Genomic DNA, 21,255 nt, shown 5'->3' on the forward strand with positions numbered 1-21,255 from the left:
AAGCGGTCTGACCCCAGCTGGCGTGGCCGGACCAGCGGAAAGGGTTGCGGTTAATATAAATCGTCGAGCGACATGCCCAGGTACTTGCGCACGGCCCGGTACGAGCTCAGAAAGCCAATGCCGCAGCCCAGCAGCACCATGCCCACCATGAGGGCCCCGATGAGGCGCTCATCGCGCAGCAGCCGCAGCTCCTCCAGCTGGAGGTACGCGTATTGCAGCAGCGCCAGCAACAGCAGCGCGGCCAGCATGCCACTAACGAAACCCTGCCAGGTAGCCCGCCGCAGAAACGGCCGCTGAATGAAAAAGGAAGTGGCTCCCACCAGCTGCATGCTCCGAATCAGGAAGCGCTGCGAGAACAGCGCCAGCTTGATGGTATTGTTGATGAGCACCGTGACAACCAGCGTGAGCACCAGAGCAAAGCCCAGCAGCACGAGGCTGATCTTGCGCAGGTTGGTGTTGACCGAGTCAATAAAGCTCTGCACGTACTCGACTTCAAATACGCCCGGCTCCGCCCGCAGCTCCTGCACAATGCGCCGCATCTGGGTCGAGTCGGTGTACTCAGCGCTGATTTTGAGCAGGTAGGCGTCGCGCAACGGATTGTCGCCCAGAAACTGCTCGGGGTCTTCGCCGGTCTGGTCCAGAAACTGCTTGGCGCCTTCTTCCTTGGAGAGGAAACGCACCTGCGGCTGGTCGTTTTTGTAGGCCACGTACTTCTTGCGGCTGATATCCTGCTGCAAGCGAAGGAGTTGCGTTTCGGGCAGGTCGCGGTCCAGATACACCTGCATTTCGATGTTCTCCTTCACCAGGTTGGAGAGCTTGTGGGCATGAATCAGCAGCAGCCCGAACAAGCCAATGACCAGCAACGACAGCGTGATACTGAACACGACCATCAGGTGCGGGTAGTTGCCAAGCTTCTTTTTGCGGGTCGGGCGATTTTGGGCCATGCGGGCAAAAGTACAAGGAACAATTAGGAATGAGAAGCTAAGCTGAAAAGCGGGGTGCGGCGGGCGGCGCTAGAGCACCGTGCGCGGGTCGTCGTCCACATTCAGCACTTCGCGGGCTTTGCGGGCGGCGGCTTCGCGACGGCGCAGCCGTTTGCGCGAAAACAGCTCCCGGAACGTGTCGAACTGCTCGGTATGCAGCAAGCTGACGCCGGCGCGGGCCTGGTTGGTGAGCGTAGACAGGTCGTTGAAGTCGCGCGGCGTGGTTTCGTAGCGCAGCTTGGCCCGGAATTTTCCATCGGGGCGCAGGTAGTATTCCAGGCTGAGGTCGCCGAGCAGGGAAGCCTGGCCCGCCGTATTGGGCGTGGTGGTGGTGCTGTTATTGTTGTTGGCACTCGTGTTGAAGCCGCCTTCCCGTGTCACGCGCAGGCGGCCATTCAGGAAGCTGTAGCTCAGGCGCACCTGCAGGGCCTGCAGCTGCTCGGCCGAAAGACCGTTGATATTGAAGTCGATTTCGAGGTTCTGGTCGATTTGGGAGGTGAGAATGCCCAATTGAGTCGAGAGAATCTGGCCCAGGCTGTTCTGCACCGTGTTGTCGTTGCCGCGCAGGCTGATCTGGGTAAACTGGCCGGGCGGAGAAAGCTGCTTGAACACCAGCAGGCTAAACACCTGCCGGTTCAGCTCCTGCTCGTCGTTGCGCAACGACGATGTGAAGGCCGTCAGGTCGCCTTCCAGGGAGGAGGGCGCGTCGTTGAACTCCAGATTCAGGCGGATGGTGGGCAGCAGCAGTGGGCCGGTCAGGTTCATCACCGCCGTTACTGGCACCACGGCCCGGCTGTTGAGCGCCGTTTGGCCCAGAATAGGGGCCAGGGACGTGCGCTGGGTGTAGGCCGCCGTCACGTTCATCTCGCCGGCCAGCGGGTCGCCGTTCCAGGAGATGGTGCCGCCGGGCCGCACCACGAATTCCTTGTTGATCAGGCCCTGCAACGTGAAGTTGTACGCCCCGCGCACGATTTCGACCTGCCCGAACATATTGAAGTCGCCGCGCGTGTCGATATTCAGGCGCAGCTGTCCGGCCGCCGTCCCCCGAATAACGTCGCCGGTGCTCTCGTCCAACAGAATCTCGATGTAGGCGTCGGGCGTCACGTCGAGGGTGAAGTTGAGCCGAATGCCGGAAAGGTCGACCTGCCCGGAGGCTGCCGTAGGTATTTTTACGGTGGTAACTGTGTCCGACAAATTACGATTGACGAACTTGATATAGCTGGCCTGTTGGGCCTTGGCGGCGTTGTCGAGCGGCAGCGACATGCGGGTGCCGGCGTCGCTGCGGGCCCGCACGTTCACCACCAGGTTGTCGGTGGGGCCATACACCACGGCGTCGCCGGTGGCGTAGGCGGTGCCGAAGTACAGGTCGTTGTCCTTGCGGGTGGTATTGAGCACGAGCAGCTTAGTGAACGTGGCCCGCAGGCCCAGGCGCATCTGCTGAAAACCCTTGTGGTAAATATTGCCGTCGAGCACACCCGAGTTGCCCAGCGGGTCGCGCAGCCGAATGCTGCGGAAGTTGATGCGGTCCTCCGTGAAGCGAATCCGGTCGGCGAAGGTGTAGGTGGTGCCCAGATAGCGGAACGTCAGCTTGCCATCGGCCACGTCGATGTTACCGACCAGATTGGGTGCGGCCAGGCGGCCCGTGAGGCGCAGGGTGCCCACGGCGGTACCTTCCATATCGTCGAATAAGGTATTGAGCAGCGGTTCGGCAAGCTTCACGGGGGCATTGTCCAATACGGCTGTCAGGTTTAGCTGCTGCTCTTTGGCCCGGGGAGCGTAGGTGCCGGCCACCCGCACCACGCGCTGCCGGTCGCGCAGCACGTCGAGGTCTACCAGCAGCTGACTGTTGCGGTTGTTCCACTCGCCGCTGCCGCGCACGTTGCCAATGAACACATTATCGAACGCCAGCGAATCCACATCGAGCGTACTGGCAATTTTGAGCGGTCCATACACGCCGCTGATGGTACCTGCCGCATTCACGCGCCCCCCGATGTTCTGGGTGGTCAGCGCATTGAGCGTGGCCAACTCGAAGTCCTTGACGGCCAGCTGGAGCTGCTTGCTGGGGTCGTTGGAAATAAAGCCCTGCGCACTAACGCTCTGCGCGCCATTGCTGAGCGTCAGGTTTTGAATGTCGAACTCAGTGCCCCGCCCCGAAATAAGGATGGAGTTGTCGGCGGCAATGGTCCAGTCTTTCCCGAGCAGGTTCACGCCCGACTGCCGGAAAATAATCTGTATTGCCTGCGGCAGAAACGCCAATGAGCCATTGATGGCGGCTTTGTTGGCCGAGTTGGTCTGGGCCAGCGAGGTAGAGAAGTTGATGCGCTCCTGGTCCCAGACGCCTTCCACGTAGAACTTCTCCGTTTTGCCTAAGCCCGGCAGCACCTGCCGCTCGGAGGTGATGTTGGCCTGGGCCAGCACTTCGGGCTGGTAGGGCAGCTTGGAGGTCGTGAATTCAAAATCGGTGTTCACGGCCCGCACGCTGTCGTACTGAATGCCGTCGAAATGTCCGCCCAGTGAGAAAATAGACGTTGGCCCGTTGCGGAAGGAGCCGTCTACGCGCGAGAAGTCGGAGAGCGTCAGGCTGGGCAGGAACAGGTGCAGCACCGGGTTGGCCTGCTTGATGTACAGGTCCAGGGCAATGGCGTACTCCGAAATGGGGCGCTGCTGCTTGCGACGGTAATAGCTGGCAATGGCCGCGTCGTTGCTTTCGAAATTGAGCTGGTACTCGGTCAGCAGCGTTTGCACGTCGCGGGCCACGGTGCTGAAGTTGAAGTCGCCGTTGGCCGTGAGGTTGAGCACTTCCGAGCGAACCGTAACGCGGCGCTGCCGGCCGGTGCGCTGGCTCACCACGTCGAGGGTATCGATGGGCACGGTGCGGCCGGCCAGCGTCAGCCGGGAGTTGCGCAAAATGATGCGGCCGATAAGCTCATCCAGCTTCAGGCCCTTAAATTTCAGGTCGGCAGTGGTGGCCACTACCACGCTCTGCTTGGTCAGGCCCAGGGCGCGCAAGTCGGCCCGCTTCACCCGGGCGGCCACGTCGAAGGCCTGGCGGGTTTTGTTCAGATCGATGCTGCCACTGGCGTCAATCTGCAGATTCGGGTCATTTACGGCCAACTTTCCCTCAAAAGCCTGCCGGCTGAACTGGCCGTTGGTAGTGATGTTGCGGTAGCGGTAGCCATTGAGCCAGATGCTCCGCACGCTGGCGTTGGCCTTGAGACGGGCCCGCTCGGGCGTGAAGCCCACGCCTTCCACGCGGCCGTTCATGGTAATATCACGCACCACGCTTTCGTCGCCCAGCAGCTTGCCCAGCTGAAAGGCGGTGGTTTTTACCTGACCCTCATAAGTGGAGAAGCGCGGGTCGGTTTTGAACTTGATGTTGACGTCGGACACCACTTCGCCCAGGGCCGTCCGGAAGGCTCCGTTAGCCACGAAGTCGTTGTAGAAACCCAGAAATTGCCCGTTCAGGCGCACCGTGCCCAAGCGCTGCACGTAGGGCCAGCCCGAGGCCGGAATGTAGCGCCGGATGTCGCGCCCGTCGATAACGGACGGGCGCAGGCGCATTTCCACGAAGCTCTCCTTGAGATTGGGCAAGCCCTGCACGTTGATGTTGCCCGCTACGTGCGTGTTTTTACCATAGGTGATGTCGAGGTTCTTGGTCGTGAAATTCGTTACGTAGCCTTTGGCCTGCCCCGAAATCAGCACCGTTTCCCGTAAGTCCCGAATGGCGGGCTGGGGCGCGAAGCTGGCAATGTCGTCGGAGTATATCCGCGTCGAATCCAGGCGGGCCGTCACTTTCACCGAATCGTTGAAGTCGGTGAAGTTCAGAAAGTGCTTGAACTCGAACTTCAGATACGACCGCAGCTGGCTGCGGCCCACCCGCAGATCCAGGGCGTCGAACTCCCAGAAGTGGTCGGCGTAGGTCATGTTGGTCGTCAGCTCCTTCAGGCGGGTGCGCGAAGGCGTATCGATGGCCCGCATGTCGTCGATTTGGGCATGAATGGTATCAGCCCGCAGCCACAGCCCCGACACATCGGCGTAGATGCTGTCGATGTACATGTGGGCGTAGTCGATGGTGCGGCCGTAGGTTTCGGCGCGGGGCTCGTTCTGCCGGTCGAGCACAAAACGGCCGTTGCGCAACGCAATGGCCTCAATCTGGAAGTCGAATGGCTTGGATACCTTGGTCGTATCGGGCGGCCCGATGAGCCGCTTAACGGCACTCAGGAACTGCGAAAGGTTGGTGGAGTCGGGCTGGTTGGCATAGGTTATCTGCGAAAAGCGGGGCTCCTCCAGCGTGAGCTTGCCGATGTGCAGGTGGCTAGGGTCGAATACCGAAAAGAGCTTGATATCGGCATCGGCCTTGCCAATGTGAAACAGCTCCCCGCCCTGGCGGTCCAGCACCCGCACGCCTTCCAGCACCACCCGCGAAAAAGGCCGCACATCCACGCTGCCCACGATAACGCGCTGCCCGAGCTTTTCGGTCAGGATGGTAGCCATCTTCTGGGCCAGGCGCGTTTGTACGCTGGGCACCCGCAACGCCAGCAGCACGCCGCCCACCGCCAGCCCCAGTAGCAGGAGCAGGCCCAGGAGTAATTTGAGCGTGATGGAAAGAAAGCGGGGCACGAAAAACAGAATGGAAAAAAGATTGTTTGAGTACGAAGATGCGGGATTTGGGTGAAGGGCTGCCTGGTCAGCCCGGCAGCTTACCGGAGAATGCCAGGCGCACCCCCGGACTCAGCGCAGAAAAACCAGCGGCGGCGGCCAGTGACGGTTACAGGTTTTAAACGACCTTTGTACTAAATTATGCAGTCCGGAGCGTAAAAAACGATGCGCGGAGTGCCTGTATCTTCTGAAATGAACCGCATGCTTTTTCCCGTCATTCTGGCCATCGAGTCTTCCTGTGATGATACGTCGGCAGCTGTTATGGCCGGCGGCGAAATCCTTGCCAATGTGGTGGCTACCCAGCAAGTGCACGAACAATACGGCGGCGTAGTGCCCGAGTTGGCCTCCCGGGCGCATCAGCAGCATCTGGTGCCGGTGGTGCAGGAAGCCCTGCGCCGGGCAAAGGTAGACAAATCCGCCCTCGACGCGGTAGCCTTCACCCAAGGGCCGGGCCTGTTGGGCTCCTTGTTGGTGGGCAGCATGTTTGCCAAAACCTTTGCCCAGGCGCTGGGAAAGCCGCTGATTGCCGTGAACCACATGCGGGCCCACATTCTGGCTCACTTTATTCGGGCCCCGCGGCCGGTGTTTCCGTTTCTGTGCCTCACCGTGAGTGGCGGCCACACGCAGCTGGTCATCGTGCGCGGCCCGATGGACATGCAGGTTATCGGCCAGACCATCGACGATGCCGCCGGCGAGGCATTCGACAAAACCGCCAAGCTACTCGGCTTGCCCTATCCCGGCGGCCCCCACCTCGATAAGCAGGCACGGCTGGGCAACCCGACGCGCTTCCCGTTTCCGGTAGGCACCATGCCCGGCTACGACTTCTCCTTCAGCGGCCTCAAAACGTCGGTACTCTATTTTTTGCGCCAGCAAACGGCGCAGAATCCCGACTTTATTACCGAAAACCTGGCCGACCTCTGCGCCAGTATCCAGCACACCATCATTCAAACCCTGCTGCGCCAGTTCGTGCGGGCCGCTCAGGATAATGGTCTGACGCAGCTTGCCCTGGCCGGGGGCGTGGCCGCCAACTCTGGTTTGCGGGAGGCCCTCACGCGGCTGACTACCGAAAAAGGCTGGGCGGTATTCATTCCCGACTTCGAATTCTGCACCGATAATGCCGGCATGGTCGCCATGACGGCCCATTTTCAGTACGCCGCCGCCGACTTCGCCAGCCCCTTCGTCAGCCCCGACCCGCGGCTGAAATTGCAGTAGGCAGTAGGTACAAACCCGGCTGGGTTCAGCTAATTTCCGTACCTACGCTACTCTTTATAGAATAGTGCCCGCCGCGGTGCCCGGCAGCGCGGCGGCATTTGCAGAACAACATGGCCAAACAAAAAGACGATACCCCCAAGCGCGTCAGCATTCTGAACCGGCGCGCCAGCTACGAATACAGCTTCCTGGCCAAATACGACGCGGGCATGATGCTGCAGGGCACCGAAATCAAGAGTATTCGCGACGGCAACGTGAACATGCAGGATGGCTTCTGCACCTTTCATGCCGATGGCAGCCTGTGGGTGCACAACCTGAGCATCTCGCAGTACACGCTGGGTACCTACAACAACCACGAGCCCAAGCGTGAGCGGAAGTTGCTGCTCAACAAGAAAGAGCTGCGCCAGCTGGCCAACAAGATGCAGGAGCAGGGCGTCACCATCGTGCCCATTCGTCTGTTTGTCAACGACCGGGGCTTTGCCAAGCTCGAAATTGCCCTGGCCAAAGGCAAAAAGCTCTACGACAAGCGCGACGATATTAAAGCCAAAGACCAGAAGCGCGAAATGGACCGCGCCCGGGAGTACTAGGGCCTGTGAGCAACAAAAGGCTGTCATGCTGCGCACAAAGCAGTGGTCGAGGTGTTTTTCGTACTATCCTTGCTGGATAAAAAACTGTCATGCTGAGCTTGCCAAAGCATCTCTACCGCTTCTCTACGGCCCGTTACCGAAGCGGTAGAGATGCTTCGACAAACTCAGCATGACGTGCTGATTACAGTTGGCGACTTTCTAAACAGCTTCTATATCAAGTAAGCAAGACGGCGCTAGAGAAATGCCATTGTCCACAGACCCCAGCAACAGGTAGGAAGCAGTGCAAAAGGGAATTTGTAGATACTTACTTGGTGAGTTCGTTTTAAAGCGGGAATTTCGCCCGGTGGAACAGTGCGTCGCGCCAGGCCCGCTACCGGTTGTGGCGCCGCGCCAAGAGCGTTTTGTCAGCTCACCACTTCATCCTTTTACTGTTTCCCCACTTTGAACCACGGAATCTGCGCCTTGAGCGCCGTGCCGGTGCGCGCCGAGCCAACGGATAAGGCCGAACTCATTACCCAGCTTTTGTTTGGCGAGTGCTACACCATGCTACTCACGCAGGGCAACTGGCACCAGGTCCGTATTGCCGCCGACCAGTACGTGGGCTGGATTGATGCCAAGCAGCACACTGGCGTTTCGGCTGAGTATTTCGGGGCCTGGCAAGCCCAGGACCACCCTCGCAGCCTCGATGTGGTGCAGATGGTTAGTGATGCCGACACCCGCATTCCGGTGACGCTGGGCAGCCGGCTGCCGTTTTTTGATGGTATGACGCTGCGTTTGGGCGAGCAGAAGCTGTTTTATAACGGGGCCGCTACCAATCCGCTCAATGGTCATGGGCCGCAGGCACCTGCCGACAAGCGGTTGGTATTGCTGCTCAAAATGGCCCAGGTTTATCTGAAATCGCCGTATGTATGGGGCGGTAAGTCGTTGTTTGGCATCGACTGCTCGGGCCTGATGCAGCAGCTCTACGGCCTGGTGGGCGTGCAGCTGCCCCGCGACGCCCGGCAGCAGATTGACCACGGCCGCACGGTGCATTTCGTCTCCCAGACCCAGCCCGGCGACCTGGCTTTCTTCGACAATGCCGACGGCCACATCGTGCACGTGGGGCTGCTACTCGACGACCAGCAGATTCTGCACGCCAGCGGCGAAGTTCGCATCGACCCGCTCGACCACAACGGTATCTTCAACCGGCAGCGCCAGAAGTACTCCCACAAGCTGCGGCTGATAAAACGCCTGCTGGCCGATTAATAATCGGGTGAAGTCTATATAGGAGCTTATTATTCCCACCGCTGGGGCAGGAAACTTAACTATGTGGCTGTTGTTAATACGCTTAGAATCATCTAGCTTTCGCTGTACCAGATGATTTATTCGATGAGCGTATGGACCAAAAAGTGCTAGTTCTCAATGGCGACTATACTGCCATTACGCTGTGCAGCGTGCAAAAGGCTTTTGTGCTGCTTTTTCTCGACAAAGCCGAGATGATAGCCAAATCCGACCACGGCGTGCTGCGTACCATTTCCACCGCCTACCCCAAGCCCAGCATCATTCGATTGCAGCGCTACGTGCGTGTGCCCTACAAAGGCATTGCTCTGAGCCGGCACAACATCATGAAGCGGGACCATTTTGAGTGCCAATACTGCGGCTCCACCAAAACCCTGACCCTGGACCACGTAGTGCCTCGTTCCCGTGGCGGCGAATCGTCGTGGACCAATCTGCTAACGGCCTGTTCCCGCTGCAACCACGCCAAGGGCCACCGCACGCCGGCCGAAGCGGGGCTCACTATCAGGCAGGTGCCCAAGAAACCGACGCTGTCGGGCTTTCTCAGGCTTAGTGCCGGCACTATCGACCAGAATTGGCATCCGTATTTGACCACGTAACGCCGGGAGCAGCTGCTTCCGGCTTTTTTGTGCTCAACTATTCCTGGCTTGGCTGGTTACCTGTGCGTAGCAAATAGCATAAGCCTCAGGCCAACAGCAATAAAGCCTGCTGCTCTGGGGCAAGGCGTAACCGGAATTGTACAAAATCCGGGGATGAAAGCACCAATTCGCGTGCGGCTGCTGTTACATACGATATCTTTGCAGCAGTTCATTCATTTCTCATTTATGTCAGCAGCCCCCAAGTTTGCGGCCTCCCGTTCTTTTCATACGGAGCTAAAGAACAGAATCAACGCCTACTTCGAGGAGTCGGGCAAATCCCAGACCGGGACTACCAGTCTGTTTGTGAAGGCGCTAATTCTGACCTTCAGCTTCGTGGCTGTGTATGTGCATCTGGTGTTTTTCACGCCGTCGGTGCTGCTGTCGCTTATCGAGTGTGTGTTGCTGGGCGCTATTGGCTCGGCTATCGGGTTCAACGTGATGCACGACGGAGCCCACGGCTCGTTCAGCAAATCGAAGTGGATCAACCAGTTCGCTGCTTTCACCCTCAATGTGATGGGCGGCAGCAGCTTTATGTGGAACATGAAGCACAACCTGATTCACCACATGTATACCAACGTGGACGGCGTCGACGACGATATCGACGCCCAGCCGTGGTTGCGCCTGAGCTCTACCCAGCCGCACCACCGCTTTCATCGTTTTCAACACCTGTATTTCTGGTTTTTCTACGGTCTGCTTTTCATCGCCTGGATTTTCTTCATGGATTACCAGAAGTATTTCAAAGGCAAAATAGGAGAGGTACCGATCAAAAAAATGACGGCTACCGACCAGAGCGTATTCTGGGGCTTTAAGGCGCTGCACTTGTTTCTGTTTATAGCGCTGCCCGTTTATACTGTTGGCTTTTGGTCGTGGCTGGTTGGCTTTATCGTGTTTGGTAGCGTGGCCGGTTTCTGCCTGAGCATTGTGTTCCAATTGGCGCACACCGTGGAGCACACAGCCTTTCCCATGCCCCACGAAGTGACCAACAAGCTGGAAGATGAGTGGGCTATCCACCAGATCAAAACGACGGCCAACTTTGCCACCGACAGCAAGGTTATCAGCTGGCTGGTGGGCGGGCTGAACTTTCAGGTGGAGCACCACTTGTTTCCCAAGATTTCCCACGTGCATTACCCCGCCATCAGCAAGATTATCAAGCAGATGTGTGAAGAATTTGGCGTCACCTACAACGAATATCCCAAGATGCGCTACGCCGTAGCCTCCCACGTCTCCTTCCTGCGCGAGATGGGCCGCGCTGCCTAGTCATTCGTTTGGACTTTACGCAGAAGCAGGACGGCAAACCAGTTGCCCTGCTTCCGCGTAAAGTCCATTGTTTTTTAGAAGACCGAAGCCATTCGCAGGGTGCGAATGCCCGAACAGGCGCCGGAGGTACCCGCCTTGGCCCTGACCACCGCTGCCCCGTCAGCCCGGTGCCCACCAATTCCTATTTGTTGATGTCTCTTCCCAAGTTTGCTCCTCCGCGCACGTTTTACGCCGAGCTTCGAGCCCGTACCAATCAGTATTTCGAAGAGGCCGGTAAAGCCAGCACCGGAGGCTTCAGTATTGTTAGCAAAGCTCTGATCCTGACCTCTGCGTTTGTGCTGCTCTACGTGCATCTGGTGTTCTTTACACCCGCCACGGCGTTGGCATTGCTGGAATGCGTACTGATGGGAGGCGTAATTTCCGCCATCGGCTTCAACGTAATGCACGACGGAGCTCACGGCTCGTTCAGCAGCCACAAGTTGCTCAACCAGTTCGCTTCCTTCACCCTCAACGTGATGGGCGGCAGCAGCTATATGTGGAATGCCAAGCACAACGTCATTCACCACATGTATACCAACATTGAAGGTGCCGACGACGACATCGACATTCAGCCCTGGATGCGCATGAGCGTTGGCCAGCCGCACCACAAACTGCACCGCTTCCAGCATTTGTACTTCTGGTTTTTGTACTGCCTGCTGTACATATCCTGGATTTTCGTGATGGACTACCAAAAGTACTTCACGCGCAAAATAGGGGCCATGCCGCTGAAGAAGATGGATACGGCTGATCACCTTATTTTCTGGGGCTTCAAAGCGCTGAATCTGTTTCTCTACATTGCCCTGCCAGTGTATATGGTCGGTTTTTGGGGTTGGTTGGCGGGTTTCGCCGTCACTACCTGCTTCGCGGGTCTGGTGCTGAGTCTGGTATTTCAGCTGGCGCACACCGTAGAGCACACAGCTTTCCCAGTGCCTCACGAAACGACCGGCAAAATGGAAGATGAGTGGGCCATTCACCAGATCAAAACGACGGCCAACTTTGCCACCGACAGCAAGGTTATCAGCTGGCTGGTGGGCGGGCTGAACTTTCAGGTGGAACACCACTTATTTCCCAAGATTTCGCACGTGCATTACCCGGCTATCAGCAAGATCATCAAGCAGATGTGCGAAGAATACGGTGTCGAGTACATTGCGTATCCTAAGATGCGCTACGCCGTAGCCTCTCACGTCTCCTTTTTGCGCCAGATGGGACGCGCTGCGTAGCTCCTCTAAGTCAGCCACAAGAACTCAAAAAAGGCCCGGTCATCGACCGGGCCTTTTTTGGTCGCCTATGCTTGCAAAACACGTTCCTAATTAGGTGTTGGTGGCTGCTGCGGCTCCAGCCGTATGGCCCCCGATGAACGCCTGTAAGTCGCTGTTCAGCCGGTCTAAAAGGCCTGTGAGCTGTCAGGTACTATTGCAGAAAGCCAACGGATAGGTGAAGGGGAAATAACTCGTCAATTTCCTCCCACAAACTCGTATCTTTGCCGCCCCGCCAGGGTGGCGGGGTCTGAGGCTGAGCTTCAGGAAGTTACTCATAACGCGGACCGGGGTGTGGCCCTGAACCGGCCGTGTATAGTAGGGCCTACCAGTATTATGGCAGTAGAAGTAGTAGACAACTTCGATTGGGACAACATTGGAGCATCGCAGTTCGGTGGTAACTATACCAAAGAGCAGCGCGCCGAGATGGAGCAGATGTACGGCGACACGCTGACGACTGTACAGGAAGAAGAAGTGGTAAAAGGTACCGTAGTAGGTATCACCGACCGCGACGTAATCCTGAACATCGGCTTCAAGTCGGACGGCCTCGTGCCCCTATCGGAATTCCGTGACTTGGTTGACCTCAAAATTGGTGACCAGGTTGAGGTATTCATTGAAGATCAGGAAGATTCCAACGGTCAGCTGATCCTGTCGCGCAAGAAAGCGAAGATCAAGCAGGCATGGAAATCGATTTACGATGCTTTGGAGAATGATACCATTCTGGAAGGCGTGGTAAAGCGTCGCACCAAAGGTGGTCTGATCATGGATCTGGATGGCGTAGAAGCCTTCCTGCCCGGCTCGCAGATTGACGTGAAGCCTATCCGTGACTTCGACATTTATGTCGGCCGTCGCATGGAAGTGAAAGTTGTGAAAATCAACGCCGCTTTCGACAACGTAGTAGTATCGCACAAAGTCCTGATCGAGAAAGACCTCGAGAAGCAGCGCGAAGCTATCCTCAACAACCTGGAGAAAGGCCAGATCCTCGAAGGCGTTATCAAGAACATGACCAACTTCGGTGTGTTCATCGACCTTGGTGGTGTCGACGGCTTGCTGCACATTACCGACATCTCGTGGGGCCGCATCGCGCATCCCTCCGAAGTGCTGCAGCTCGATCAGAAACTCAACGTGGTTGTTCTGGACTTCGACGAAGCCAAGAAGCGTATTTCGTTGGGCCTGAAGCAGCTGACGCCTCACCCATGGGATTCGCTCGTAGCCGAGATGGGCGTAGGCTCGAAGGTGAAAGGCCGCATCGTGAACGTAGCCGACTATGGCGCATTCATGGAAATCATCCCCGGTGTAGAAGGTCTGATCCACGTTTCAGAAATGAGCTGGAGCCAGCACCTGCGCAACCCGCAGGACTTCATCAAGCAGGGCGACGTAGTAGAGGCGCAGATCCTGACCCTCGACCGCGACGACCGCAAGATGAGCTTGGGTATCAAGCAACTGACCGAAGATCCATGGACGCGCGGCGACTTCGGTACGAAGTACGCTGTAGGTTCCAAGCACAACGGTCTGGTGCGTAACCTGACCAACTTTGGCCTGTTCGTAGAGCTGGAAGAAGGTGTAGACGGCCTCGTGCACGTTTCCGACCTGTCGTGGACCAAGAAGATCAAGCACCCCTCCGAAATGGTGAAGGTAGGCGACCGTCTGGACGTGCAGGTACTGGAGCTCGACGTGTCGAACCGTCGCTTGGCCCTGGGCCACAAGCAGCTGGAAGAAAACCCCTGGGATACGTTCCAGACAGTATTTACTCCCGGCTCGGTTCACCGCGCTACCATCACCGAGAAGAACGACCGTGGTGCCGTGCTCGAGTTGCCGTACGGCATCGAAGGCTTCGCCTATCCTAAGTCGCTCCAGAAGGAAGACAACTCGCAGGCTGAGAACGGCGAAACGCTGGACTTCCGCGTAGTGGAATTCTCCAAGGATGACCGTCGCATCGTACTGTCGCACACTGCTGTATTCAACCAGCAGCAGGAAGAGGACAGCCGCGCTTCGAAGTTCACCAAGAAGAAGCCCGCCGCTGGTGCTGCCGCCCAAGGCGAAGGCAAACTGAGCGACCTCAAGAAGCCGGCCGTTGGCGAAAAGTCGACGCTGGGTGATCTGGACGCTCTGTCGGCCCTGCGCGACAAAATGATGGGTACTGAGCGCCAGGCTGGCGAGCAGAAGCTGCAGTCGACGACCGAAGCTAAAGCCCCTAAGGCCGCTGCTGCTGCTGCCGAAGCTCCCAAGACGGAAGCTCCTGCCGCCGAGGCTGCTGCGGCTACCGAGGCTCCCGCCACGGAAGCTCCGGCCGCTGAAGGTGGTATCCTGGCTGCCGTAACCGGTGCTGCTTCCGCTGCTTTCGACAAAGCCAAGGATGTTGCCGGCGACGTAGTTGACGCTGCTACGCACTCTGCCGCTTTCGAAAAGGCGAAAGAAGTTGCTGGTGATGTAGTGGATGCCGCTACCCACTCCGCTGCTTTCGAGAAGGCCAAGGAAGTTGCCGGCGACGTAGTCGACAAAGTGAAAGATGCTCTTGCCGGCGACGAAGCTGCCGACAAAAAAGACGAAGAGAAAGCCTAAGCTTTGTTCTAGTTGAGCACAAAAAAGACCCCGGAGTAATCCGGGGTCTTTTTTGTGCTTTGTGCGCCGCGCACGTGTTACTGACGAAAGCGGAATAATGTGGGAACACAGCAAGCACAACGTTGCTGAATAAGCGGATTTGAGACTGAGAGAAAAAACTTGCTTTTTCTTCTCTCAGATAGCCAACTGCTTATCTGGTACGGAAGGGAAAAACGGCCTCTCGATTTGGAAAAGGAATAATATGCCGTAGCTTTGCATCCCATTCACAAGCCCGGTGACGTGACCGAGTGGCTAGGTAGAGGTCTGCAAAACCTCCTACAGCGGTTCGAATCCGCTCGTCACCTCTTTTTAGTTCCTGTTTTCTAGTAGCTCTGTGCCCCGGTCGATTAGCCCCGACCGGGGTTTTTGCGTTTTAGGCGGGCACGTAGCACTTTATTTATATGCTTCCTTCGACCGCCCACAAACCTGCTGGCAGGATGAAGGTCTGAGGCTGAGTGAGTTTGTAGAAAATGCGTAAAATCAACGCAGAGGCAGGTTTCCTAAAATCATTATCCCTACATTTCATTCCCGCGTAAAAGCATCCAAGCTTCTGTTCTTTCTCCCCCTTTCACTCTATGAAGATTATTGACCTCCGCACAATGCGCGGCCCCAGCTACTGGTCCGTCAAACATTACAAGCTGATTGTGATGAAAGTGGATCTGGAAAACCAGGCCGATGTGTGGTCGAATAGCATTTCGGCGCTGGCCGAACAGTTGCCGGTACTACTGCCCGAGCTAGGCCAGCCCCAACCGTCCGAGTCGGAAAAAACCTTGCAGAAACACCCGCCCCTCACGGCCGAACAGCTTGTTGATGGAGAGCCCCTGGGCCACGTCATTCAGCACGTTGCCTTGGCCCTGCAGCGCATGGCCGGCATGCCCGTGTACTGGGGCAAATCGTATCCGGCGCATCAGGCGGGCGTCGAGTTCGTCGTTTTTTCCTATCAGGAGGAGCGGGCCGGCCGCATGGCCGCCGAAGCCGCCGTACAGATGGTCGACGACCTCTGCCACGGTCGCCCGGTAACCGTGAAGCCCATTGTGGACGAGTTGCACCAAATCAGGGAAGATGAGTTTTTTGGCCCCAGCACCTGGAGCATCGTTTCGGAGGCGGCTTCGCGCAATATTCCCTACATCCAGCTCAAGAACAGCAACATCATCCAACTGGGCTACGGCGTCAACCAGAAGCGCATCTGGGCCACTACTACCAGCTACACCTCGCATGCCGGGGTAGAGGTAGCTGGCAATAAGAACCGTACCAAGGCAATGCTGAAGGACGTGGGCGTGCCGGTGCCTAATGGTACGACCGTGTATTCGGAGGCTGGCCTGCGCGATGCCGTCGAAGAGCTGGGCTTTCCTATCGTAACCAAGCCCTTGGACGGCAACCACGGCAAAGGAGCCACCATCCGCATCATGAATTGGGATGATGCTATGGAAGGACTGAAAGCGGCGCAGCACTATTCGCGGGCCGTTATTGTGGAGCAATTTATTGAGGGCGACGACTATCGGTTGCTGGTTGTGAACGGCAAGCTCATTGCGGCAGCCAAACGCACTCCCGCCGCCGTGAAGGGCAATGGCAGCAGCACTGTTCAAGAGCTGATTGACGAAGTAAACAAGGATCCGCGCCGGGGCTTCGGCCACGAAAAAGTGCTCACCAGCATCAAAGCCGATCAGCACACGCTGGATATACTCCGGGGCCACGATATGACGCTGGAATCGGTGCTGCCGGCCGGGCAGCAGGTATACCTGAAAAGCACGGCCAACATCAGCACCGGCGGTACCGCCACCGATGTTACCGACCTGATGCACCCCTACAATCTGCTGCTCGCCGAGCGGGTGGCTGGCATCATCGGCCTCGATATCTGTGGTATTGACTTGCTGACGTCCGACATTGCTATTCCGTTGAACGAAACGCGTGGAGCCGTCATTGAGGTGAATGCTGCGCCCGGCTTCCGGATGCATATCTCACCTACCGAAGGCTTGCCCCGCAACGTGGCAGCGCCGGTAGTCGATATGCTGTTTCCGCAGGGCAGTACCGCCCGCATCCCGATTTTTGCCGTCACTGGCACCAACGGCAAGACGACGACCACGCACTTGTTGTCGCATATTGTCGCTTCTAAAGGCTACAAAGTCGGCCATACGACTACCAATGGCATCTACATTCAGGGCGTGCAGCTGCAAAGCGGCGACTGCACCGGTGGCCAGAGTGCCGAATTTGTGCTGAAAGACCCTACGGTAAATTTTGCGGTGCTCGAAACAGCCCGGGGCGGAATGCTACGCTCTGGCCTCGGTTTCCATACCTGCGACGTCGCCATTGTGACCAACGTAGCCGCCGACCACCTGGGCATGCGCGATATTTATACGGTGGAGGAAATGGCCCAGGTAAAGGGCGTGCTGCCCCGCACGGTACGCAAAAATGGCTGGGCCGTGCTGAACGCCGATGACGACCTGGTGTACGCCATGCGCGAAAAGCTGGAGTGCCGGGTGGCGCTGTTCAGTATGAACGAGCATAGCCCGCGCATTCGGGAGCACGCCGACAACGGTGGGGTGGCTGCCGTGTACGAGGAAGGCTACATCACCATCTATAAGAATAGCTACAAGCTGCGCATCGACCGGGCGGCGGAGTTCCCGATTACGTTTGGAGGCCGGGCTACCTTCAACATTGAAAACTCGCTGGCTGCGGCGCTGGCCTGCTATTGCTACGGCTTCGATAAGGACGACATCAAGCAGGCGCTCCGCACGTTTGTGCCGTCGGCAGCCAAAACGCCGGGCCGGATGAACTCCTACAAGTTTCCGACGTTCGAGGTTATCGTCGACTATGCCCACAACACCCACGGCATCGGCAAATTTGCCGAGTTTCTGAATGCTACCCAGGCTACGCACAAAGTGGGGGTCATATCGGGCCTCGGCGACCGGCGCGACGAAGACACGCTGGGCTTCTCCCGCATTGCCGGGAGCATCTTCGACGAAGTAATTCTGCGTCAGGACCGCGACCTGCGGGGCAAAACCAAAGAGCAGCTCCGCGAAATCATGACTCGGGGGTTGCGCCTCGACGCTCCCGATCTGCTCATCACCTACATCGAAGACGAGATGGATGCTATGGACCACGTATTAACAACTGCGAAGCCCGGTTCCGTAATCGTACTGTTCACGGAGAATATCAAGGCTACGCTCAAGAAGCTCGACGACTTCGAAGCGCAGTTCTAAGCCTAACGCATTGCGCCCAGCCCTAGCACCTAAGCGGCTGAGCGCATGAGTTGGAAGCCACAAAAAAGGCCTCGCATTCGCGAGGCCTTTTTTGTGGTTGATACCCAATTTGGCAGTAGTGAGCTGCGCTGGTACTACTTCAGCGTGAAGGTTGATTTGCCAATCATTACGCCGCCAGAATATAGCTCAACGGTGTGTAGGCCGGTTTTGTAGCCAGCGCCTTTGGCGTATACAAACTGCACGGGCTGGCGGGTATTATCGAATACGATATCCTGCTTGGCGGTGTAAAATGCTTCGGAGCCGTCAATCATGAATGTGCCGCCGCCGGTGCTCAGGTTGTAGAGGGCCGCGCCGTCGGGCTCGATCATGCGCATCATGATTTCCTTGGTTTCCTTCGGCGATACATCGTTGCGGGCCAGGTTGAACGTGACTTTCACCTTTTCCACGCGCTTGGCCTTGAACTCGTTATCGTCGTCGTCCTTCTCCTTATTGCGGGAGTTGATGACACCTACCCGGATATTCTCAGCCTGCAGCCGGGAGGCAATAGTTACTTTCTCGACCAGCTCCTGGTTCGAGCGTACCACGGTCGTGATGGTGTCGGTCAGCTTGTTCTGCCGCTCTTTCAGCGTAGTCGTTTCGGTGTAGAGAGCCTCGTTATCATTTTTTAACTGGGCAATTTCCTCATCTTTCTTACGGAGCTGGTTTTCGAAGCTGGCGGCCCGTTGCTTGAAGCGCTGCTGCTCGGCAATGGAGAAGCTCCCCGTTTTGAAGGAGCGCAGCTTCAGCAAGTCGGCATTGATAGCCGCGATTTTAGACTCCAGCGAGTCGTTGGCCAGGCCCATGCCCTGCACTTCCTGACTCTGGCGCTCAAAGTCCGCCTTCAGTGTTTCGTACTGCTTAATCTGGTCTTCCAGCTTGGTGTCCTTCACCTTGAGGTCGGCCGTGAGCTGTTCATTCTGTTTGCCCTTCTGCTGGTTCATGTAGAACAGCACGCCGTTGATTCCTAGCAGGACCAGAATCAGGGCCACTATCAGCAGGACACGGTTGTTGTTCTTCGGCTCGGTGCTTTGGTCTTGTTCCATTGCGGGAGGGGGGGGTTAAATGAAGCCCGGACATTTCGGGCAGTGGGTTACCTTTAGGCACAAAAATAAAGGGAATGCCTACCTGGGCAAGTATCGCGAATAAATACTACATCCGCATGCAATCGGATTCACCACTGGACGCCGCCTATTGGAATACCCGCTACGCCTTGGGGCAAACAGGCTGGGATACGGGGGAGATAACGCCTCCGCTGCGGGATTATTTTCAGCAAATGGCCTTGCCACACGGCAGCCGGATCTTGATTCCGGGGGCCGGGCGCGGCTACGAAGCTGAGTATCTGCATGCTGCGGGATATGAGAATGTGTGCGTGGTCGACCTGGCTCCCGAACCCTTACGCGACCTGCAACGACGGGTTCCCACTTTTCCGGCCGCGTACCTGCTGGAGCAGGATTTTTTCTCGCTTTTGCCCCAGCCACCCTACGACCTGCTCGTAGAGCAAACCTTTTTCTGCGCCCTCGACCCCACGTTGCGCCCCGCCTATGCCCGGCAGTGCGCCGCGCTCCTGCGGCCCGGCGGCACACTCATGGGCCTGCTCTTCGACACCGAGTTCAGCAGCCCCGGCCCACCCTTTGGCGGTAGCCAAGCCGAGTATAAAGCGTATTTCGCGCCCTACTTCGTGTTTCAGCATTTCGTGCCGGCTTACAATTCCATCAAGCCCCGCCAGGGCAAAGAACTGTTCGTATGCCTGAAAAAAAAGGAGTAAGCCTGTGAATCAGCGTCGCTCTTCGTTGCTGCCAACCAGCATTGCCCTGCTGGGTAAGGTGATGAATGTGGCGCTGCTGCTGGTGTGTAGCGGGGCTACTATCTGGGCTATACGTCTGTTTGTGGTTCGCTGGAAGTTGCCCTACACCGCTGCCGGCACCTACTACAACCCGCGAACCGGCGTCACTTATGACGAGCACATCGTGGCGGTGGCACTGGGCTTGCTGTTGCTGTTCGGCTTGCTGACGTTGCTGCTGCTGGCGTCGGCCTACCGGCTATACGTGGCCGCGCCAAGCCGCAAAGTGCGCTAACTTCACGCCCTCGGCTCCTTACCGACTAAAAAATACCACCTTATCTGGTGGCTGCCGCTGGTAAAATTCCTGCCTGACTTCTTTCCCAACGTCTATGATCCATTCCCTCACTGCCGCCCTGCCACATTTCCGCAACACCAATTCCGGCCAGTTTTTCCTGATGGCCGGGCCCTGCGTTATCGAAGGCGAAGACATGGCTTTGCGCATTGCCGAGCGCGTCAAGCACATCACCGATAAGCTCCAGATTCCCTACATCTTCAAGGGCTCATATCGCAAAGCCAACCGCAGCCGCCTTGATTCTTTTACCGGTATCGGCGACGAAACGGCCCTGCGCATCCTGGCCAAAGTCGGCCGCGAAATCGGGGTGCCTACCGTGACGGACATTCACGAGTCGGACGAAGCGGCACTGGCTGCCGAATACGTGGACGTGCTCCAGATTCCCGCTTTCTTGTGCCGCCAGACCGATTTGCTGGTGGCTGCCGCCAAAACGGGCAAGGTGGTCAACGTCAAAAAAGGCCAGTTTCTGAACGGAGAGTCGATGCAGTTTGCCGTGGACAAGGTGCGGCAGTCGGGCAACGAGCACGTAATTCTTACCGACCGGGGCAATTCCTTCGGCTATTCCGACCTGGTGGTAGACTTCCGCAATCTGCCCGCCATGCGCAGCTTCGGCGTGCCGGTGGTAATGGATGTGACGCACTCCTTGCAGCGGCCCAACCAAAGCAGCGGCGTCACGGGTGGCCAGCCTGCCCTCATCGAAACTATCGCCAAAGCCGCCATTGCCGTGGGAGCCGACGGCTTATTCATCGAAACGCATCCCACGCCGGCCACGGCCAAATCGGACGGGGCCAACATGCTGGCCCTCGACCAGCTGGAAGCGCTGCTGGTGAAGCTTACGCGTGTGCGCGAGGCCATTCGGTAGCAGCCACAGACGTAGTGCGCGCAAGCACTGAAACGCAAGAGTATTCTGGCTGGGCCTACCTGAATACTACGTTGCCTAGCATGGACCTCTCGGGCATTGATTCGCGTACGGCCCACCTGAAGCTCCAATTAGTCAACGACGGTGGCCAGGAAGTGCATTTCGACTCCTTGACTATTCGGCATCCTCAGGCCGGGCTAATTGTATCACAGGAGCAACACTACTATCCCTTTGGGTTAGGAATGACAGGAGTGGCGGTGAATACTTTGCCTGCGGAGGCCATCAGTAAGGCGCAGTATAATGATGGTAGTCACCTGGAAGATGAGTTGCTGGGCGAAGCAGCAAATTACACCACCTTCTTTCGCCAGTATGATCCATCATTAGGACGCTTTCTGGGGGTGCAACCCAAATTGTCGCTACGCCGCCCTGGCCGTGTTGAAGGGTTCAATGTGTTGGCGTACCAGCTGCCATCGGTTACTCATCGCGCAGACGCGCAAGGTCAAGACCCGCTGTGCGCCGTT

The 21,255-nt window shown here is 57.4% G+C and carries 13 protein-coding genes, 1 tRNA gene and 2 pseudogenes; 13 read left to right on the forward strand and 3 right to left on the reverse strand.

Features of this window, described 5'->3' with window-relative positions; genetic code table 11:
* Positions 1–50 precede the first annotated feature (50 nt).
* Positions 51–944, reverse strand: coding sequence for a cell division protein FtsX (locus E5J99_RS10410; protein WP_135497667.1), 894 nt, complete (start codon positions 942–944; stop codon positions 51–53).
* 69 nt (positions 945–1,013) lie between these two features.
* Complete coding sequence (locus E5J99_RS10415) at positions 1,014–5,603, reverse strand: translocation/assembly module TamB domain-containing protein (protein WP_135497668.1); 4,590 nt, start codon at positions 5,601–5,603, stop codon at positions 1,014–1,016.
* Between the two features lie 240 nt (positions 5,604–5,843).
* Between E5J99_RS10415 and tsaD the strand changes: the two genes are divergently transcribed.
* The 9 genes and pseudogenes from tsaD (at position 5,844) to cphA (ending at position 17,704) form a co-directional block, all read left to right on the forward strand.
* Positions 5,844–6,854 (forward strand): tRNA (adenosine(37)-N6)-threonylcarbamoyltransferase complex transferase subunit TsaD, encoded by a 1,011-nt coding sequence (gene tsaD / locus E5J99_RS10420; RefSeq protein WP_135497669.1) that lies wholly within the window; start codon positions 5,844–5,846, stop codon positions 6,852–6,854.
* Between the two features lie 110 nt (positions 6,855–6,964).
* Entirely contained in the window at positions 6,965–7,438 is a 474-nt protein-coding gene (smpB, locus tag E5J99_RS10425) for an SsrA-binding protein SmpB (protein WP_135497670.1), read from the forward strand.
* Positions 7,439–7,879: 441 nt separating this feature from the next.
* Complete coding sequence (locus E5J99_RS10430; protein ID WP_245318872.1) at positions 7,880–8,683, forward strand: C40 family peptidase; 804 nt, start codon at positions 7,880–7,882, stop codon at positions 8,681–8,683.
* A gap of 131 nt (positions 8,684–8,814) precedes the next feature.
* A complete protein-coding gene (locus E5J99_RS10435) occupies positions 8,815–9,312 on the forward strand; it encodes an HNH endonuclease (protein WP_135497671.1) in 498 nt (165 codons plus the stop codon).
* A gap of 225 nt (positions 9,313–9,537) precedes the next feature.
* Positions 9,538–10,608 (forward strand): fatty acid desaturase family protein, encoded by a 1,071-nt coding sequence (locus tag E5J99_RS10440; RefSeq protein ID WP_135497672.1) that lies wholly within the window; start codon positions 9,538–9,540, stop codon positions 10,606–10,608.
* A gap of 191 nt (positions 10,609–10,799) precedes the next feature.
* Complete coding sequence (locus tag E5J99_RS10445; protein ID WP_135497673.1) at positions 10,800–11,867, forward strand: fatty acid desaturase family protein; 1,068 nt, start codon at positions 10,800–10,802, stop codon at positions 11,865–11,867.
* 372 nt (positions 11,868–12,239) lie between these two features.
* A pseudogene (gene rpsA / locus E5J99_RS10450) lies at positions 12,240–14,048 on the forward strand (30S ribosomal protein S1); the annotation flags it as partial.
* 690 nt (positions 14,049–14,738) lie between these two features.
* Positions 14,739–14,809: transfer RNA gene (locus E5J99_RS10460), tRNA-Cys, on the forward strand.
* Between the two features lie 270 nt (positions 14,810–15,079).
* A complete protein-coding gene (gene cphA / locus E5J99_RS10465; RefSeq protein ID WP_135497674.1) occupies positions 15,080–17,704 on the forward strand; it encodes a cyanophycin synthetase in 2,625 nt (874 codons plus the stop codon).
* 134 nt (positions 17,705–17,838) lie between these two features.
* On the opposite strand, the gene E5J99_RS10470 is transcribed toward cphA, so the two are convergent.
* The gene (locus E5J99_RS10470; RefSeq protein ID WP_135497675.1) at positions 17,839–18,786 is read right to left on the reverse strand and encodes a hypothetical protein; all 948 of its coding nucleotides are present in this window, start codon (positions 18,784–18,786) and stop codon (positions 17,839–17,841) included.
* Positions 18,787–18,902: 116 nt separating this feature from the next.
* Between E5J99_RS10470 and E5J99_RS10475 the strand changes: the two genes are divergently transcribed.
* The 4 genes and pseudogenes from E5J99_RS10475 to E5J99_RS21260 form a co-directional block, all read left to right on the forward strand.
* Positions 18,903–19,508 carry a methyltransferase domain-containing protein gene (locus E5J99_RS10475; RefSeq protein ID WP_135497676.1) on the forward strand — a complete coding sequence of 202 codons (606 nt, stop codon included), beginning with the start codon at positions 18,903–18,905 and terminating at the stop codon, positions 19,506–19,508.
* A 4-nt stretch (positions 19,509–19,512) separates the two neighbouring features.
* Positions 19,513–19,818 (forward strand): hypothetical protein, encoded by a 306-nt coding sequence (locus E5J99_RS10480; RefSeq protein WP_135497677.1) that lies wholly within the window; start codon positions 19,513–19,515, stop codon positions 19,816–19,818.
* A 94-nt stretch (positions 19,819–19,912) separates the two neighbouring features.
* Positions 19,913–20,737: a 3-deoxy-8-phosphooctulonate synthase gene (kdsA, locus tag E5J99_RS10485; protein WP_135497678.1), complete on the forward strand. Its 825-nt coding sequence runs from the start codon at positions 19,913–19,915 to the stop codon at positions 20,735–20,737.
* An 80-nt stretch (positions 20,738–20,817) separates the two neighbouring features.
* Positions 20,818–21,255, forward strand: a pseudogene (locus E5J99_RS21260) (hypothetical protein); the annotation flags it as partial.

Origin of the sequence: Hymenobacter elongatus, assembly GCF_004745955.1 — a bacterium.
In the GTDB taxonomy this organism is placed as follows: domain Bacteria; phylum Bacteroidota; class Bacteroidia; order Cytophagales; family Hymenobacteraceae; genus Hymenobacter; species Hymenobacter elongatus.

Bases quoted from the DNA above. Each gene is read 5' to 3' on its own strand.
- E5J99_RS10440 (WP_135497672.1), top strand. From the start codon at position 9,538: ATGTCAGCAGCCCCCAAGTTTGCGGCCTCCCGTTCTTTTCATACGGAG.
- E5J99_RS10445 (WP_135497673.1), top strand. From the start codon at position 10,800: ATGTCTCTTCCCAAGTTTGCTCCTCCGCGCACGTTTTACGCCGAGCTT.
- smpB (WP_135497670.1), top strand. From the start codon at position 6,965: ATGGCCAAACAAAAAGACGATACCCCCAAGCGCGTCAGCATTCTGAAC.
- kdsA (WP_135497678.1), top strand. From the start codon at position 19,913: ATGATCCATTCCCTCACTGCCGCCCTGCCACATTTCCGCAACACCAAT.
- E5J99_RS10475 (WP_135497676.1), top strand. From the start codon at position 18,903: ATGCAATCGGATTCACCACTGGACGCCGCCTATTGGAATACCCGCTAC.
- cphA (WP_135497674.1), top strand. From the start codon at position 15,080: ATGAAGATTATTGACCTCCGCACAATGCGCGGCCCCAGCTACTGGTCC.
- E5J99_RS10410 (WP_135497667.1), bottom strand. From the start codon at position 944: ATGGCCCAAAATCGCCCGACCCGCAAAAAGAAGCTTGGCAACTACCCG.
- E5J99_RS10435 (WP_135497671.1), top strand. From the start codon at position 8,815: ATGGACCAAAAAGTGCTAGTTCTCAATGGCGACTATACTGCCATTACG.
- E5J99_RS10470 (WP_135497675.1), bottom strand. From the start codon at position 18,786: ATGGAACAAGACCAAAGCACCGAGCCGAAGAACAACAACCGTGTCCTG.
- tsaD (WP_135497669.1), top strand. From the start codon at position 5,844: ATGCTTTTTCCCGTCATTCTGGCCATCGAGTCTTCCTGTGATGATACG.